17 protein-coding genes are annotated in these 15,054 nt (G+C 54.7%); 12 read left to right on the top strand and 5 right to left on the bottom strand.

The annotated features are described in order from the left end of the window. The first annotated feature begins 136 nt into the window (after positions 1-136). The 5 genes from PHD76_14315 to recF all read left to right on the top strand — a co-directional run bounded on the left by PHD76_14315 (position 137) and on the right by recF (position 3,988). Positions 137-682, top strand: coding sequence for a hypothetical protein (locus PHD76_14315; GenBank protein ID MDD5263014.1), 546 nt, complete (start codon positions 137-139; stop codon positions 680-682). Between the two features lie 76 nt (positions 683-758). After that, on the top strand, positions 759-1,151 hold the full coding sequence (locus PHD76_14310) for a cupin domain-containing protein (GenBank protein ID MDD5263013.1): 393 nt from the start codon (positions 759-761) through the stop codon (positions 1,149-1,151). After that, positions 1,148-2,257, top strand: coding sequence for a Gfo/Idh/MocA family oxidoreductase (locus tag PHD76_14305; GenBank protein ID MDD5263012.1), 1,110 nt, complete (start codon positions 1,148-1,150; stop codon positions 2,255-2,257). Before PHD76_14310 ends, PHD76_14305 begins: the two co-directional genes overlap by 4 nt. Positions 2,258-2,282: 25 nt before the next feature. Further along, positions 2,283-2,651 (top strand): hypothetical protein, encoded by a 369-nt coding sequence (locus tag PHD76_14300; GenBank protein MDD5263011.1) that lies wholly within the window; start codon positions 2,283-2,285, stop codon positions 2,649-2,651. Positions 2,652-2,950: 299 nt separating this feature from the next. Beyond that, positions 2,951-3,988 carry a DNA replication and repair protein RecF gene (gene recF, locus PHD76_14295; protein MDD5263010.1) on the top strand — a complete coding sequence of 346 codons (1,038 nt, stop codon included), beginning with the start codon at positions 2,951-2,953 and terminating at the stop codon, positions 3,986-3,988. Between the two features lies 1 nt (position 3,989). On the opposite strand, the gene PHD76_14290 is transcribed toward recF, so the two are convergent. Further along, positions 3,990-4,295, bottom strand: coding sequence for a helix-turn-helix transcriptional regulator (locus PHD76_14290; GenBank protein ID MDD5263009.1), 306 nt, complete (start codon positions 4,293-4,295; stop codon positions 3,990-3,992). Positions 4,296-4,344: 49 nt separating this feature from the next. Here PHD76_14290 and PHD76_14285 point away from each other — a divergent pair, with 49 nt between their 5' ends. Beyond that, positions 4,345-4,749, top strand: a complete 405-nt coding sequence (locus tag PHD76_14285; protein ID MDD5263008.1) for a response regulator — start codon at positions 4,345-4,347, stop codon at positions 4,747-4,749. Between the two features lie 122 nt (positions 4,750-4,871). On the opposite strand, the gene PHD76_14280 is transcribed toward PHD76_14285, so the two are convergent. Continuing rightward, entirely contained in the window at positions 4,872-6,335 is a 1,464-nt protein-coding gene (locus PHD76_14280; protein ID MDD5263007.1) for a sigma-54 dependent transcriptional regulator, read from the bottom strand. Positions 6,336-6,770: 435 nt separating this feature from the next. On the opposite strand from PHD76_14280, the gene PHD76_14275 reads away from it, so the two are divergent. Continuing rightward, positions 6,771-8,834 carry a transketolase C-terminal domain-containing protein gene (locus PHD76_14275; protein ID MDD5263006.1) on the top strand — a complete coding sequence of 688 codons (2,064 nt, stop codon included), beginning with the start codon at positions 6,771-6,773 and terminating at the stop codon, positions 8,832-8,834. On the opposite strand, the gene PHD76_14270 is transcribed toward PHD76_14275, so the two are convergent. After that, positions 8,831-9,409: a response regulator transcription factor gene (locus PHD76_14270; protein MDD5263005.1), complete on the bottom strand. Its 579-nt coding sequence runs from the start codon at positions 9,407-9,409 to the stop codon at positions 8,831-8,833. The genes PHD76_14275 and PHD76_14270 overlap by 4 nt on opposite strands. 99 nt (positions 9,410-9,508) lie before the next feature. Here PHD76_14270 and pyrH point away from each other — a divergent pair, with 99 nt between their 5' ends. From pyrH to PHD76_14250, 4 genes are read left to right on the top strand one after another with little or no spacing between them, the layout of a single operon-like run. After that, positions 9,509-10,255, top strand: a complete 747-nt coding sequence (gene pyrH / locus PHD76_14265) for a UMP kinase (protein ID MDD5263004.1) — start codon at positions 9,509-9,511, stop codon at positions 10,253-10,255. Between the two features lie 10 nt (positions 10,256-10,265). Further along, the gene (frr, locus tag PHD76_14260; protein ID MDD5263003.1) at positions 10,266-10,826 is read left to right on the top strand and encodes a ribosome recycling factor; all 561 of its coding nucleotides are present in this window, start codon (positions 10,266-10,268) and stop codon (positions 10,824-10,826) included. 28 nt (positions 10,827-10,854) lie between these two features. Next, positions 10,855-11,031 carry a hypothetical protein gene (locus PHD76_14255; GenBank protein ID MDD5263002.1) on the top strand — a complete coding sequence of 59 codons (177 nt, stop codon included), beginning with the start codon at positions 10,855-10,857 and terminating at the stop codon, positions 11,029-11,031. A gap of 19 nt (positions 11,032-11,050) precedes the next feature. Next, positions 11,051-12,529 (top strand): carboxypeptidase M32, encoded by a 1,479-nt coding sequence (locus PHD76_14250; GenBank protein ID MDD5263001.1) that lies wholly within the window; start codon positions 11,051-11,053, stop codon positions 12,527-12,529. 113 nt (positions 12,530-12,642) lie between these two features. Here the strand turns inward: PHD76_14250 and PHD76_14245 are convergent, their stop codons facing one another. Continuing rightward, positions 12,643-13,347: a Fic family protein gene (locus tag PHD76_14245; protein ID MDD5263000.1), complete on the bottom strand. Its 705-nt coding sequence runs from the start codon at positions 13,345-13,347 to the stop codon at positions 12,643-12,645. A 23-nt stretch (positions 13,348-13,370) separates the two neighbouring features. Here PHD76_14245 and PHD76_14240 point away from each other — a divergent pair, with 23 nt between their 5' ends. Then, a complete protein-coding gene (locus PHD76_14240) occupies positions 13,371-13,574 on the top strand; it encodes a hypothetical protein (GenBank protein ID MDD5262999.1) in 204 nt (67 codons plus the stop codon). A 353-nt stretch (positions 13,575-13,927) separates the two neighbouring features. Here PHD76_14240 and PHD76_14235 read toward each other — a convergent pair whose 3' ends face one another. Then, a complete protein-coding gene (locus tag PHD76_14235; GenBank protein MDD5262998.1) occupies positions 13,928-14,830 on the bottom strand; it encodes an alpha/beta hydrolase in 903 nt (300 codons plus the stop codon). Positions 14,831-15,054 lie beyond the last annotated feature (224 nt).

Raw genomic sequence — 15,054 nt, 5'->3', positions numbered from 1 at the left:
TGAGTCTTGGCCTCATCCGATCATGCAGTTAGCACTCCGCAATTTTAAGCTAGAGGATAAAAACAAAAAATCGAACCAGCCGGTCCAGCCAACCTCGCTTCGCTCGTCGGCTGACCGGTGACGTTCGCTGAATTAAATGAAATTCCTGCTGACACTTCTTCTCTTTTTATGTGTTTCCGCCTTCGCCTATTCACGGGAACCAGAAAAAGTGGAGCTTTGGCGCCTTGATCAGTTCGAAAAAGCAAACTGGCAAGCCTTCAGTTTCGGTGAGGAAAGTAGTCAGGGTGACTACTACACTATTGACCGCCAAATTGTCGTTCAACGCCTTCCAGACGGCAAAATCATTTTGTCATATATTCAGAATGGCCAACACGACCTTCCGGTTGCAAAGAGGTACCTCAGCCCTGAAGAAGCAGAAAGAATACGAATGACGATTGCATCATTTCATCGTCAAGCCTTGGTGGAAGAGTCTAACCAAGAACGGGTAGATCGCCAGGACAATAAAACCAGACTAAAGCAAATGAATCAGTTCTTCCCCGATGGTTACACCTATACTGTGATGGTCATGCGGATCACAAAATCTGAAGGAGAAACCATTCGTCTCGGTAAAAACTTTGATGAGAACAAAAAAACTCAGAAGGATTATGAGGCATACTTTAACAGCCTCCTAAAGGCAAAATGAGCGAACCATCCGGTCCAGCCAACCTCGCTTCGCTCTGCGGCTGACCGGTAACGTTCGACGAAGGAAGGAGAAACACATGCCTGTTTTCAAAACCAAAGAGAAAGCGATGGGGAAAAAGAACCGCCCGAAATGGAGCGGGGTGACAAGCGCTGGAATTTTTCGGGTCCCCTATTCGGGGGGGTGGTTCGACTGTCATTACCACGATTGCCACGAGTACTGGCTGGTCTTCCGTGGCAAGGCTAAGGTCATGACAGAAGGGCAGACGTTCTATGTAGGCCCCGGCGACATTGTCTGCACAAAGGCAGGCGACGAACATGACGTGGTCGAAGTCTACGAAGACTTCGAGGCATTCTGGTTCGAGGATGCCACGCCAGCAGGCGGTCGCATCGGGCACCTGCACTACAGCGCCGAGAAAGCCAAAGGACACTCCGTTGCGGCGCTCCCCATACCGGATGATTTTCCCAAATGAATAAACCTCTTCAATACATTCACATTGGCGTAGGGGGCTTCGGGCAACATTGGTGTAATGCCGTCCTGCCCCGACTCAAAGACCTTGGATTGGCGGTGCCGGTTGCCGCAGTTGACATCAATCGGGAGACGCTCGGCAAGGCCAAAACTCAACTGGGTCTTGCTGACGATCAACTTTTTACCAGTGCAGAGAAGGCGTTCGGCGAAGCCAAGGCCGATTTTGTTACGATCGTTGTGCCGCCGGCTTATCACGAGCAAATGGTGGATCTCGCCGTTCAGCACGGATGTCATATTCTCTCGGAGAAACCGATCGCCGACACGATGGCGGCAACATGTCGCATCTATCGCAAGGTCAGGAATGCCGGGCTGATGATGGCGGTGACCATGAGTCATCGGTTTGATCAGGACAAACAGACGCTGGAAGCGCAAATCAAGAGCGGCAGACATGGACGGTTGAATTACATTGTCGGGCGCTTCACGCACAACTGTCGTGAGTTTGCCAGTTGGGGCAAGTTCCGTCACGAGATCGCCGATCCTTTGCTCGTCGAGGGAACGGTTCATCATTTTGACATTTTGCGCGCATTGACGGGTTCAAATGCGAAATCCGTCTATGCGTTGACCTGGAATCCGCCATGGGGTCATTATGCGGGTGACTCCACTGGCATGGTGACGATTGAGATGGAGAACGGTGTTAAGTGCCTGTATGAAGGCGCCAAGGCCAATGCCTCGACGATGAACGGCTGGACAAACGAGTACTTTCGAGCCGAGTGTGAAGACGGCACCCTGGAACTCGACCGGCGCTGGTTGCGGGTACTGCGAGGTGGGGCGTGGGACAAACCGCTTTCTCAGGATTTGCCGATGCTTCAACAACCGGCATGGATGAATCCTTGGCTGGCGGAATTGTTTGTGAACTGGCTCAACGGCGGCGATGCGCCGCCAAACAATCTGGACGACAATATTCAATGTTGTGCGTTGCTTTTTGCGGCCATCGAGTCGGCCCATAGCGGGCGCATAATAGACGTCCAGCAGTTTCTCCAGACAAACATGAAGGCCGTCGAACAAAGCGCTGGACTCAACGATCCTTCCGCTGGCGCTACAGGATGGTGAGTCAGCTTGGGCGTTCGACATAACAATGAAGACTCTACGTTCTATCCACCTCTACATCGGCTGCATTTTTGCCCCAATGATCTGTTTCTTTGCCGCTACTGGGATTATGCAGAAGATTTGGCTGCATGGTTCGCAGAAGCAAACACATGGTTTTCTCGGATTACTTTCCACGCTTCACACTGGTCTCGGATTCAAGACGTCGGACCATATATCCACTCTATCGTCCGACCTTATGGACTGGTTTGTTTGGATCATGGCGTTAAGTCTTGTGCTGAATGTGATTTTAGGTGTTGTCATGGCCTATAAATTCGGCCACGGCAAGACCGCTACATGGTGTTTACTTGTTGGCGTTGCCGCCCCTCTCCTGATCATTGGGATACAGATAGCAAGATGAAAATGTCGAACCAGCCAGTCCAGCCAACCCATCACACGCTGGCACTTCGGCTGCTAAGCAGCATCGGGTACCAGGTGTTCCGGACAGGTGACGGCTAACGTTCAAACTCAGGCAAGATGAAAATAATAGAGCCTTTCCGGCAAGATGCCGGAAAGTGCAGGCGAGACGCCCACGCTCCCATGAACACAAAAGACGCGAACTACGGGGGAGTTTCACTTCCTTGGCGTCCTCTGCGTTCCCGTCGCCTCTGCGGTGAAATGCTCTTTGCGTCCCGGCGTTAAATCAGCAAGCATGATCCCATGCTGGTTCGACTTCACATTCTCAATTTCCGCTGCCACGCGGATCTTGAGCTGCCCGAACTTTCACAATTCAACGTGCTGGCGGGCGCCAATGGCCGGGGCAAAACCTCCGTCCTTGAGGCGGTTTACATGTTGTCCCGCTGCCGCTCGTTCCGCACCCATCAAACCCGCGAGCTGATCCACTGGGGTTGCGAGCAATTCGGCGTCGCAGGCTGGTTCAAGAACACGGACTTTCAGAAACTGAAAATCGAGTGGGGCGAAAACGAACGCAACCTTGCCGTTGACCGGTCGGAAAATCTGACGATCCGGGAATTTTGGGGCCGTTCGCCGTGCGTGGTGTTTCAAAACAACGACCGGCAGATTGTCCAGGGCGGGGCTCAGGCGCGTCGCCAATGGGTGGACGGCCTTTTGTCCTCCATGCACACGCCCTATCTTTCCCTGATCCAGAAATGCCAGCTTTTGCTGAAACAAAAAAACGCACTGCTCCGCCAGCAGGACCCAAGCCGCGCGATCTGGACGGGATTGACCCGTCAATTAGAGCAAGCGAGCCGTGAAATTCATGGCTTTCGATTGGAGTTCACCGAAAAGGCCGCCCCCTTGCTCGCGCGGTATTATTGCGACTTGACCGGCCGCGAGGAAAGCGCAGAGATTCGTTTTGAGCCCGCCATCCCGCGGCATCTGGCTCTTTCGCGCGATGCTCTCTGGCAGAAGGAACGGGAGCGAGGCACAGCGTGCTTGGGTCCGCATCGCGATGACTGGCTTCTTTCGCTTTTCGACAAGCCGCTGCGCGACTATGGGTCCGAAGGCCAGGTCAAATCGGCGGCGCTGGCTTTCAGGCTATTGGAAATCCAGCTCATTCGGGAAAACCGGGGCGTCTGGCCGATGCTGTTGATCGATGATGCGCTTACGGACCTGGACCCCGAGCGCCGTGCCCACTTCTGGAGCTTGTTGCCGGCGGAAGCCCAGGTTCTGTATGCCACAACGTCGGCCAAGCAGGACGGAATCCCAGCCGCGTGCAGGGAAATAGGCTTTAACTGAATTATTTCGGCTTGGGACCGTTCTTTTTGAAGCGGTATTGGGTTGCTTTGTCCGCCACGCGGGCTGTCATTACAGGCCGGGGAAAATCCAGGAGCTCCGACAGGCTGATCCCGTGGGCTGCGGCCAGCTTGGCCAGGGTCGAAAGCCTCAGGTCGCGTTTCCGGCCTCCCTCGATGGCCTGGTAATATTTATAGGAAACCTGGGCTTTTTCGGCAAAAGCCTCCTGGGTTAGCTCTCTTTTCTGGCGCAACCTTCTCAGTCGCTGGAGTAAAACAACGAATAAATCCTGCTCCACAGGGGCAAGCATCGTGGTTTTTTGTTGAAACGAACACCTCTACAAAGGTAGTGTAATGGGTGTGAGTGAGGAATCCAGAGCAGCGAATCACAAGCTGTTGATCGTGGATGACGAGGCGGCCCTGCTTCAAGTTCTCGAAAGTTATTTTTCGATGCAAGACTTTGATGTTTGTTGTACACACGACGGTTCCCAGGCCCTCGAATTGGTGGAGAAATTTCAACCCGACCTGATCCTTTGCGATGTCAATATGCCCGAACTCAACGGCCTTGAATTCTGCGAGATGCTGCACGGCATACCCGGCTTGAAGCAAATCCCGTTTATTTTCATGTCAGCCCTGCCCGGCCCCCGGGAGCTAACCCGTGCCAAAAAGCTGGGGGCTTTGGAATTTATCAGCAAACCCTTTTGTCTCAATGAACTCAAGGCGCTCTTGGGCAAACACCTGAAGCAGGCAGCGCTGCCCGTTTGAAACGGCGAGCTTTCAGTATTCCGCTTTTAGCCCGGATGTGGGTGCACCCCTGATTTTGCCAGGTCTTTTGGCAAGACACTTTGCAGGGCTTTTCAGAAGCGGGTGAAACATCCGGGCTGGCGCTAATCAATTTGCAACTTTTTCTGAATGCCGAATTTTTCCACCCGTTTGCGCAGGGTGGCGCGGGTAATGCCGAGCATTTTCGCCGCCTGCACCTGGTTCCCCGAAGTTAGATCCAGCGAACGAACAATGAATTCGCGTTCCATGGCCGGAAGCAGCTTCAATTTCGGGTCCTGTCTGACGGTCTCAAACAGGGTCCTGAAGGCGTCGTCCAGCGTGGCGCCGACAGACACGGGTTCCGCCGACGCTGATGTTGTGCCGGACGATCCGGGCGGGGCAGCGGACCCTGCAACTTCGGGTGGAAGATCCTTCGGTGTAATTGTGTCGCCGGAGACGAGCACCATGGCGCGCTGGATGCAATTCTCAAGCTCGCGCACGTTGCCGGGCCAATTGTAAGACTCCAAAAGCTTGAGGGCATCTTCCGAGATTTTTCCGGGGCCGCCGGCATTTCTCGTACGCCATTTGTTCATGAAGTACGACACCAGTCCGTTGATGTCGGTCCTCCGCGAGCGGAGCGGAGGCAGGCTGATGCTGAACACATTAAGCCGGTAGTACAGGTCCTCCCGGAACTCCTTGCTCTTGCAGGCTTGCCAGAGATCGCGGTTGGTGGCGGCGATGATCCGCACACTGACACGGATGGGCTTGTTTCCGCCGACGCGTGTCATTTCCCCGTCTTGCAACACACGAAGCAGCTTGGATTGGACGGCCAGCGGCATTTCGCCGATTTCATCCAGGAACAAGGTGCCGCCGTCGCACTGCTCAAAACGTCCGATGCGCTGGTTCATTGCTCCGGTGAAAGAACCCTTTTCGTGGCCGAACAATTCGCTTTCCAGCAGGTTTTCCGGAATGGCGGCGCAATTGATGGCGACAAAAGTCGCGTTGCTGCGGTTGCTGTTTGCGTGGATCGCCCGTGCCACAAGTTCCTTGCCCGTTCCACTCTCGCCGGTGACCAGCGCGGTTGCATCCGTGGGGGCGACCTGGCCGACCAGTTTGTACACCTGCTGCATGGCCTGCGAACTCCCGACAATGCCGGTTCGAAAATCATCCGCATCCAGGGATACCGGCAGCACCGCGTTGGATTTGAGCGCGTTCGCGGCATCAAGCGCGCGCTGGAGCAGGTTTTTTAACTGGGGAATATCAAACGGCTTGAGCGTATAATCAAAAGCCCCGAGCTTCATGGCTTCGATGGCGGTCTGGGACGTTCCGTAGGCCGTCATCATGATGACAATCTGCGCAGGGTTGGACTTGCGGATTTCGCGCAACGTGTCCAGGCCGCTTTCCTTGCCCATCCGGATGTCCATGACCACGACATCCGGTTTCTCCTTTTTCAGGACGCGGAGGCCTTCCTCGCTGTTGGAAGCGGTTACGATTGTGACGGGCTCCTTTGCCAGCAGGCGTTCAAAGGAATAATGGACGTCGGTTTCGTCATCGATGATCAAAATTTTCTGCTTCAAGGGGTCGGCCATAAAGAGCCAGTATTACGCAGAGTTGCGCGACTTACAAGAAAGCTTCGATCCCTAACCCGAATGTTTCACACGCTTCTGACCCCCCTGTAAAGCGTCAAACTCCAAAGCGCAGACATGTCTGCGCAATCCAAAACGCTACGCGTAGAATCATGTATTGTCCCAAATCCTATGCATACTGTTAATCCTGTCAAAAAAATGTGTTTTGCCTTCCTTTCGTGATTTTTGTGTGTTTCGTGGTAAAAAATCCGTTCCATTTTTGCGTCTCTTGTTCGCACACGGGACGAATCCGTCCCCTGGCGGATGGCTTTACGTTAAATACTTTGATTCTCTTCCATGGTGAATCATTTGCTTTCGCCTTGCCACTCCGCGCGGCTTCGGCAATTCTTTTCTTCGATTGCCTCAGCCAGGCTTAACCCCGATTACAGGAAACTAAAAATGGGCGCTGACACCACCGTTGTTGACAAACAGGAAGCTCCGGCATTGAAGCCGTTGCTCCTCAAATCCAAACTTGCCTCTACTCCGAAATCCGGCCCGAAATATTCGGTCAAGATCCGGAATGCCAAAGGCGAGGAAGTGGTTGTGGCCGATCCCAATGCGACGCGCGCGGCGGTCGCCTTGATGGATGTGCATGCGGTGAACCACGGCGCGGCTTGTCACTGGGGCGGCCCGGCGGCCTTGGCTGAGGCGATGGCCTCCATCCATGCCATCATGTTTTCGGTCAAAGGCCGGGAATGGCACGAGGCTTATAATTTTTCCAACGACGCCGGCCACACGGAAAACGGCGTTTACGCCCTGCGCGCCAATTACGGCTTCGACAACATGAAGTACGAGGACCTCAGGGCGTTCCGCAGCATCAAAAGCAAGCTGACGGGCCACGGGGAATCGCACCTCAACCCCGAAGGGGTCCTGCTCAGCAACGGCCCGCTCGGTTCCAGTCTGCCTCAAACCCAGGGCCTGGCCCTCGCCGACGGCGTCACACACAAGGACCGCGTCACCATCTGTGTCGTTTCCGATGGCGCCGCCATGGAAGGCGAAGCCAAGGAAGCCTTCGCCGCCATTCCCGGCCTTGCCCACCGCGGCGTGATGGCCCCCTACGTTCTGGTGCTTTCGGACAACGACACCAAGTTGTCGGGCCGCATCACGAAGGATTCGTTCAGCATGCATCCGACGTTTGAATCCCTGGCCACGCTGGGGTGGAACGTCATTCACGAGGAAAAAGGGAACGACCTGCAGGCGGTTTACCTGGCGGTTGAAAAGGCCATCGATGCCGCAAGAAAAGACACTACCAAACCCGTGGCGCTTTGGTTGAAAACCGTCAAGGGTTTTGGCATCAAATCGACCGAAGCCAGTTCCTCGGGCGGGCACGGTTTCCCCCTGGCCAATGGCGAAAAAATCATCGATTGGGTCAACGAGATTTATCACAACAATGCGCCGGAAGAGTTCATGGCCTGGGCCAAAGAACTGCGTGCGCTTTGGGAACAAAAGGAAGCCGCAAAAAAGGCCGCGCCTCCCGCCACGCCCTCTATGACCGTGGTCAAAAAAACCAAAATCCAGGAAGGGTTGTCCAAGGCCGCGATCCGTGCCGTCAAGGAAGGCTACCCGATCTTTTCGGTTTCAGCCGATTTGGCCGGATCCACCGGCATCGCCGGATTCCAAAAAACTTTTCCGGAGCGGGCCATCGACGTGGGTGTCGCCGAGTCCAACATGGTGAGCACGGCCGCCGGGCTGTCGAAGCTGGGGCTGATCCCGATTGTGGATACCTTTGCGCAGTTTGGAGTCACCAAGGGTAATCTGCCGCTTACGATGTCTGCGTTATCGCAGGCGCCGGTGATCGCGCTTTTCTCGCACACCGGTTTCCAAGATGCCGCCGACGGGGCTTCGCACCAGGCGACGACCTATTTTGCCGCGACGAGCCCGATTCCGCACACAGTGGTCATTGCCTGTTCCTGCGCGGACGAAGCCGAGGCGTATTTGTATCAGGCGATCACCCGCATCGCGGAGGCCCGCGAGTCGGGCCATGAGGGCGAATCCGCGGTGTTCTTCCTCGGACGCGAAAACTACCCGGTGTATTGGAAGGAAGGCGCAACCTATGAGTGGGGCAAGGCCCAGGCGCTGCGCGAGGGCTCTGACATTACATTAGTAACCAACGGGCCTCTGGTCGGGAAGGCCTTGCAGGCCGCCGATCTGCTCAAGGCGGAAAAAATCAGCGCCACGGTCATCAACAGCCCCTTTGTGAACCGGCTTGATCTGGAAACCATCGGCGCCGCGGTGAAAAAAACCGGGGGAAAACTTGTGACCATGGAAGACCATCAGGTCGTCTGCGGGTTTGGATCGCAACTGGTGCATGCCTTGGTCAATGCGGGCCATGTTGTCAAAGCCAGGAGCCTGGGCATCCCGGGCGAGTTCGGCCAGTCGGCCTACATGGCGGATGAGTTGTACAATAAGTACGGGCTGAACGCCGAAGGCTTTGTCAAAGCGGCCAAGAGCCTGTTGGGTTAGCCTGTCTGCGCATCACCGGCCAATTCATTCAACTGCGGCGTGACGAACTGGGTGTAGCAATCCGGGCATACGCCATGTGAAAAATTGGTCCCTATTTTGTCCCGAATATAGCTTTCCACCTGTTGCCAATATTCACGGTCAGCCCGGACCTTTTTGCAGTACATGCAAATCGGCAACAGGGATTGGAGCTGCTGGATCGTGGTTTTGTAGCCGATGATCCGGCCGGCCACCTGCAACCGGATTTCCAGTTCCTGAAAATCAACCGGTTTCGGAAGAAAATCGTCCACTCCCTCATGCATGGCCTTGAGGTAGTCCTCCGAACCGGTGCGGGCGGTTTGCAGGATAAAATAAACATACCCGGGAGAACGGTATTCCCGAATCCGCCTGCAAAGATCCACGCCATCCAGGCGCGGCATCGCCCAGTCGCTGACTACGACCGAGCAGCCGCTCCCGAGAAAGCGATCCCAGGCTACTTCACCATCGGGGGCCGAAAAGACTTCGTGTCCCATTTCCCGGAGCTTGTTTTCCAACAAGGCGCGGGATGCGGTGTCATCTTCCGCCAGCAGGATTTTCATAAATGTTTTGGAGGGTATCCAAGACATGTCACAAACAGATGACGGTTGGCAAACATTTCCGATTGACAGCCTGCTCTCTGTCGCCGGATAGTCACTTGCATGCCACCCCGTTCCTCCACCCGGTTTCCGGCCTCTAAACCCAAGTACAAGCGCATTATAGTCAAGCTGAGCGGCGAAGTGTTGGCCGATGAAAACAACCCGATTTCCGCTCCGGTCACCCGGAGCATCGCCTGCCAGGTCAAGGAAATCCATGAAATGGGAGTGCAGGTGGCCCTTGTCATCGGGGGTGGAAATATCTGGCGCGGACTGACGCGTAGCAATCAAGGCATGGACCGCACCACCGCCGATTACATGGGCATGCTGGCCACTGTTATCAATGGATTGGCCCTGCAGGATGCGCTCGAACAGGAAGGCGTATTCACCCGGGTACAGACCGCAATCGAAATGAAAAATGTGGCCGAGCCTTTCATCCGACGCCGCGCCATCCGGCACCTGGAAAAAAACCGTGTCGTCATTTTTGTGGCGGGTACCGGAAATCCCTATTTTTCAACCGACACCACCGCAGCCCTGCGCGCCAGCGAGATCGGCGCGGACATTCTTTTGAAGGCGACGAAAGTGGATGGCATTTACGACAGCGACCCGAAAAAGAACCCGAACGCCAAACGCTACAGCCGGCTTACCTATATTGAGTGCCTGCGCCAGCGCCTGAAGGTGATGGATTCAACCGCCTTCAGTTTGTGCATGGACAACAATGTTCCGATTGTCGTATTTGACATGTTCCGCAGCGGCAATTTAAAACGTGTTGCCTTGGGCGGAACGGTTGGCACTTTAGTGACAGACAAGTAGGAGGAACGCCATGCCTGTGGACGATATTTTGCTGGAAACGGAAGAAAAAATGGAAAAGACCCTGCATAAAGTGCAGGAAGAATTCACCTCCGTGCGGACAGGCAAAGCCTCGCCCCAGCTCGTGGAACATATGCGCGTCGAAACCTATGGGACGAGCATGCAATTGCGCGAACTCGCCGGCATTACCTGTCCCGAACCCCGCCTCATCATGATCCAGCCCTGGGACGCCTCCAATGTGGATCCCATCCGCAAAGCCATCGAAGAATCCAATATCGGCATTTCACCGATGGTGGACGGAAAAATCATCCGCCTGCCGATCCCGGAACTCTCCGAGGAACGCCGCCGCGACCTGACCAAAGTGGTCAAAAAAATCGCCGAAGACGGACGCATTGTCATTCGCCACAACCGGCGCGACGGGCTCGACCAGTTGAAAAAGGAGCAAAAGGACGGCGATTTGACCGAAGACCAGTTTGCCGATTCCGAAAAGGAAGTCCAGAAGCTGACCGATACCTATATCGAAAAGATTGACAAGGCGCTGGCGGCCAAAGAAACCGAGCTCCTCAAAGTTTAGGGCTTGCCCGCAAGTTCATCAGGAAGCCATGCCTCAAGCGCAACGCGAAAAAATCATCCTCGGTTGGAGCGGAGGCAAGGACAGCATTCTCGCCTTGAGGAACATCCTGCGCGAAGGCCGGTATGAAGTTGCCGCCCTTGTCACGACCTGCACCGAAGGGGTGGAGCGCAATAATTTTTATTTTGCGGACTTGATCCCCTCCTGACCCTGCTAAATCCTTCGGCATGGAAGCCTATCAGAAACTTTTCGAGCGAAGCCGGGAATGCGCCCTGCTCAACACGACCGTTGCCCTGCTGCATTGGGACCATCAAACCCATTTGCCTCCGGCAGGCGCGGCCTATCGCGGGGAACAAACGGCCCATCTATGCTCGCTGTCGCACAGGCTTTTTACCGCGCCGAAGACGGGCGCATGGTTGTCGGATTGTGAAAATTCCAAAGGCTCCCTGGACAAAATCCGGAAAGCCAATCTGCGCGAATGGCGGAAGCGCTATGACCGTGCTGTCAAAATACCGGTCAAGCTGGTTGAGGAATTGGAGCGTGCAACTTCCGCAGCCCATGAAGCCTGGGGCGAGGCCCGAAAGGCGAAGGATTTCGGCGTTTTTCGCCCGCACCTGGAAACCATTGTGCGGCTGCGCCTGCAGATGGCCGAGCGCTGGGGTTATGAAGACTCGCCGTATGACGCGCTTCTGGATGAATATGAGCCGGGCGCGCGTTCCGAGGAATTGGCGGGACTTTTTGAGATACTCGCCCCCAAGGTTGCCGCCCTGGCAAACCGGGGCGTGGAAAAATTCCTCGAAAACCCCGCCATCCTGCCGCCCGGCCCCTATCCGATTGGGCAACAGGAAAAATTCAACCAGCTCGTCGCCGCCAAAATCGGGTTTGATTTTCAGGCCGGCCGCATCGACACCTCCGCCCATCCCTTTTGCACCGGAATCGGGCCGGGCGATCACAGGCTGACAACCCGCTATAACGAATCTGATTTTACCAGTTCGCTCTATGGCATCCTGCACGAGGCAGGCCACGGATTGTACGAGCAGGGGTTGCCGCGGGAACATTATGGCACGCCGGCGGGCGAGGCGGTTTCGCTCGGCATCCATGAATCCCAGTCGCGCTTTTGGGAGAATCACATTGGGCGTTCGTCCGCATTCTGGGAATATTGGTTCCCTGTGGTGACGGATTTTTTCCCGCAACTGAAAGGGTCCTCGCCCGAGGCCCTGACCCGCTATGCGAACCGCATTGAAAAAAGTTTCATCCGGGTGGAAGCCGATGAGGTGACGTACGACCTGCACATCATTTTGAGATTTGAGATTGAACAACGCCTGATCGAAGGCGATTTGAAGGCTGGCGAAGTTCCGGAATATTGGAACTCCCGGTTTGAAAAATTGTTTGGCCTCAAAGTACCGGATGACGCGGCCGGTTGCCTGCAGGACATTCATTGGAGCGGCGGCAGTATTGGTTATTTTCCGACCTATACCCTTGGAAATCTCAACGCCGCCCAGTTGTCTCACACGCTAAAAGCGGAAATAAAGGGCCTGAACGCGAAATTACTCCGTGGCGAATATGGTGAAATCCTGAATTGGCTGCGCTTGAAAATCCATGCGCACGGAAGTTGCTTGAAACCTTTAGAACTGATCTGCCAAGCCACCGGCGAAGCAGTGGATCCGGAATATCATTTGAAGCATTTGAAGGAAAAGGTTGCGTAACGCGCCCGTCCCGGCTGCGGGTTCGAGGAACGTCACGCTCCATCTTCCGGCATCGAGACGATGCCGTACGCAAATGACAAAGCCAGTCAATCAAAGGCTGGCAGTTGAGAGGTTCAGTCGCCCCGCTGCTGCCGTAGGATATTTTCTCGATGCTGAAACCATACCGTTTCCATGTCAGGATCAAGGAAGGGACGAGTTCTCTCGGTTTCTGACTCGGTTTCGGGGATCAGGGGCAATTCTTCCCTCGCTAAAATCCGATTGGCCAGCTGCCCTAAATGACCTCGATAGGCATCTTGCAGAAGGTGCTTAAAGTCCAGTTCTGTCAAAGAGGGACGCTCTTTTTCTCCGAAAAGGACCGTAACCTGTCCTTCAAGAATAACCACTGCCGTGCGGGTATTGCCGTCACGGAAAGGATGAATCATGCGCAAGGCCCCCAGATAACCAGCAATCGCCAATGCTTTTTGTTGGGGCATCACGGCAACTTGTAATCTTTCCAGCATTACTTTCTGAACATGTTCAATGGCGGGAGCAATCCGATTGGCATCCGCGCCCATTTGTCCACCGTCGAAATGAACCATTTCTCCGGCCGCTCGAAAGGTTCCCGCCCAGGGATGAATGTTCCTGAAAATGAGACGGTGAAAAATAAGAACCTCTTCGGGGCCGGGCGCGCTGTTGGCAAAGCGGACGCTTTCCACGAGGGCGTTATCGAGTTGCTTGGTGTAGGCCTCCGTATAAATTTCAAAGCTGGTGATTTCAGGACAAAGGCCCACCTGCTGAATTTTCCTCCACTGGCTTTGAGAATTTGGCTGGAATGTCACTCCGATAAGAGTATGTTTCGGACATGGACAAGACAACCATGGAGTACCGGGCCAGCCGACTCAAGGGTGCAGCCGCTATGGGCGGCTTTGTCATTACCGCAGCTCAGGCCCAGCGTGCCGTCATTCGTTCGGAAGAAGACATGCAGCGGGGCCAAGCCGTAAGCATTGAGCAGGCACGTTCGGAAGTCCGTCAGCTCAATCACTCTGTTCTTGCGCGTCGCAGATAACTTTCAAGTTGCTTTATTCACCTGTTCCCTCGGATGGAACTTGGTATGAGCCTCTTTCAAATCGGCAATGGTCAGGCGCAAGTGCCGTTCGGTGGTGGAAAGGCTTTTATGGCCGAGCATTTCCTGCACATGGCGGACAGAAGCCCCGCCCTTCAGCATCTCCGTGGCGCAGGCTGTGCGTGGTCACATGGCCGGTAATGCCCGATCACTGCATTAAGCAATGCCGGGTCAGTCGCTGTCAGGGACACTTTCATCGCTTGATGACTTTTTGCAAATTCCTCATGCAGCCCCGCATTTTTCCCAGTTCCTCCACCATCAGGCTGCCCGCGTCCCCCAATAGTTCCGGGTCTATTTCACGCTCCGTGGTTCTCCGGGACAATTCCACCAGTCCGGCCAGTGTTTCCAGCCGGTGCCGCTGTTCCGCCAGCGCATCCAGACAACTGCCTCTGCCGAACAACATGCCCGTTTTGCCAAACATACTTATCAACCAAAGCCGCACCCTTCCAAGGCTTGAGATTGTTATTAATTACCCAGATTCCGAGTATTGAATCATTTTCAAGGAAGTTGTTGATAAGGTTGACAGTCCCCGGATTGAAGTAACCGCGATACCCCATTTCCGATGCTGTATCTGGATGATTGTCCTTTGGAAGCCCAGCTACGGGAGCCAAATCTGCATTATAGCAATTCGCTGATGCTGCCCCATCCAATAGAGCATAACCTTCCACAGGTGCTCCGATCTGAACGGCCTCACTAGCAACCACATTGCCGAGGCTGTGAGCAATTAAATTCACTGTGAAGGATGATTTGTAGTTGCTCGAAAGGTTTTTGAGCGCGCTGGCATAGTTCCAAGCTCGCCATTCACCATCGTTGTAATCGAGGCCACCCTCCCAAGGAAGACCAAGGCCCGTCGCTGAAGGCCAGATAAAAGATGCAAACCCTCCTTTGTAACCCTGCCACCAAAGACGTTTGTAAACGGTGCTTGACCAATTTGCCGCTTGGGCAGTCGGCATATTCCATCCGTGAACAAAGATGATGCAGTTATTGGTTTCATCCGAGGGCTGACTAAATGGAATGCTGGTGTCGAAAGAGTATCCTGTGCTCTGCACTGGCGGTTGATCAGGGCAATAGGTTACTGGTGATTCAACACCGTTTGAGGGAGTGGCCATCGCCCGCTGATACATTTCCTGGACGTTCTTCAAATCCAGCCACACACCGGGGCCTTCACCAATTTCCGTGCCATCTGATTTCAAAAACACGACTACCAATTGCCCCGTGCCTTTACCCGCACCCTCAAAGAGCAGGCATTTCTTGGGATTGCCGCTGGTTAGGCCTGACCCCCTGAAACGGGACGCTTTGAAAATGTAGTTCTGATCCTGTAGAAGGGACAGAACAAATGAAGAAGAGCAAATTCAGCGAAGAACAAGTGGTGGGGATCCTGCGTGAAGGTCAGGGCGGGATGGCGATCAAAGCCCTGTGCGCC

This window comes from Candidatus Methylacidiphilales bacterium (genome assembly GCA_028713655.1).
Classification (GTDB): Bacteria; Verrucomicrobiota; Verrucomicrobiia; order Methylacidiphilales; family JAAUTS01; genus JAQTNW01.
This window is presented reverse-complemented; position numbering and strand designations above follow the sequence as displayed.

Bases quoted from the DNA above. Each gene is read 5' to 3' on its own strand.
- PHD76_14315 (MDD5263014.1), top strand. From the start codon at position 137: ATGAAATTCCTGCTGACACTTCTTCTCTTTTTATGTGTTTCCGCCTTC.
- PHD76_14310 (MDD5263013.1), top strand. From the start codon at position 759: ATGCCTGTTTTCAAAACCAAAGAGAAAGCGATGGGGAAAAAGAACCGC.
- PHD76_14305 (MDD5263012.1), top strand. From the start codon at position 1,148: ATGAATAAACCTCTTCAATACATTCACATTGGCGTAGGGGGCTTCGGG.
- PHD76_14300 (MDD5263011.1), top strand. From the start codon at position 2,283: ATGAAGACTCTACGTTCTATCCACCTCTACATCGGCTGCATTTTTGCC.
- recF (MDD5263010.1), top strand. From the start codon at position 2,951: ATGCTGGTTCGACTTCACATTCTCAATTTCCGCTGCCACGCGGATCTT.
- PHD76_14290 (MDD5263009.1), bottom strand. From the start codon at position 4,295: ATGCTTGCCCCTGTGGAGCAGGATTTATTCGTTGTTTTACTCCAGCGA.
- PHD76_14280 (MDD5263007.1), bottom strand. From the start codon at position 6,335: ATGGCCGACCCCTTGAAGCAGAAAATTTTGATCATCGATGACGAAACC.
- PHD76_14275 (MDD5263006.1), top strand. From the start codon at position 6,771: ATGGGCGCTGACACCACCGTTGTTGACAAACAGGAAGCTCCGGCATTG.
- PHD76_14270 (MDD5263005.1), bottom strand. From the start codon at position 9,409: ATGAAAATCCTGCTGGCGGAAGATGACACCGCATCCCGCGCCTTGTTG.
- pyrH (MDD5263004.1), top strand. From the start codon at position 9,509: ATGCCACCCCGTTCCTCCACCCGGTTTCCGGCCTCTAAACCCAAGTAC.
- frr (MDD5263003.1), top strand. From the start codon at position 10,266: ATGCCTGTGGACGATATTTTGCTGGAAACGGAAGAAAAAATGGAAAAG.
- PHD76_14255 (MDD5263002.1), top strand. From the start codon at position 10,855: ATGCCTCAAGCGCAACGCGAAAAAATCATCCTCGGTTGGAGCGGAGGC.
- PHD76_14250 (MDD5263001.1), top strand. From the start codon at position 11,051: ATGGAAGCCTATCAGAAACTTTTCGAGCGAAGCCGGGAATGCGCCCTG.
- PHD76_14240 (MDD5262999.1), top strand. From the start codon at position 13,371: ATGGACAAGACAACCATGGAGTACCGGGCCAGCCGACTCAAGGGTGCA.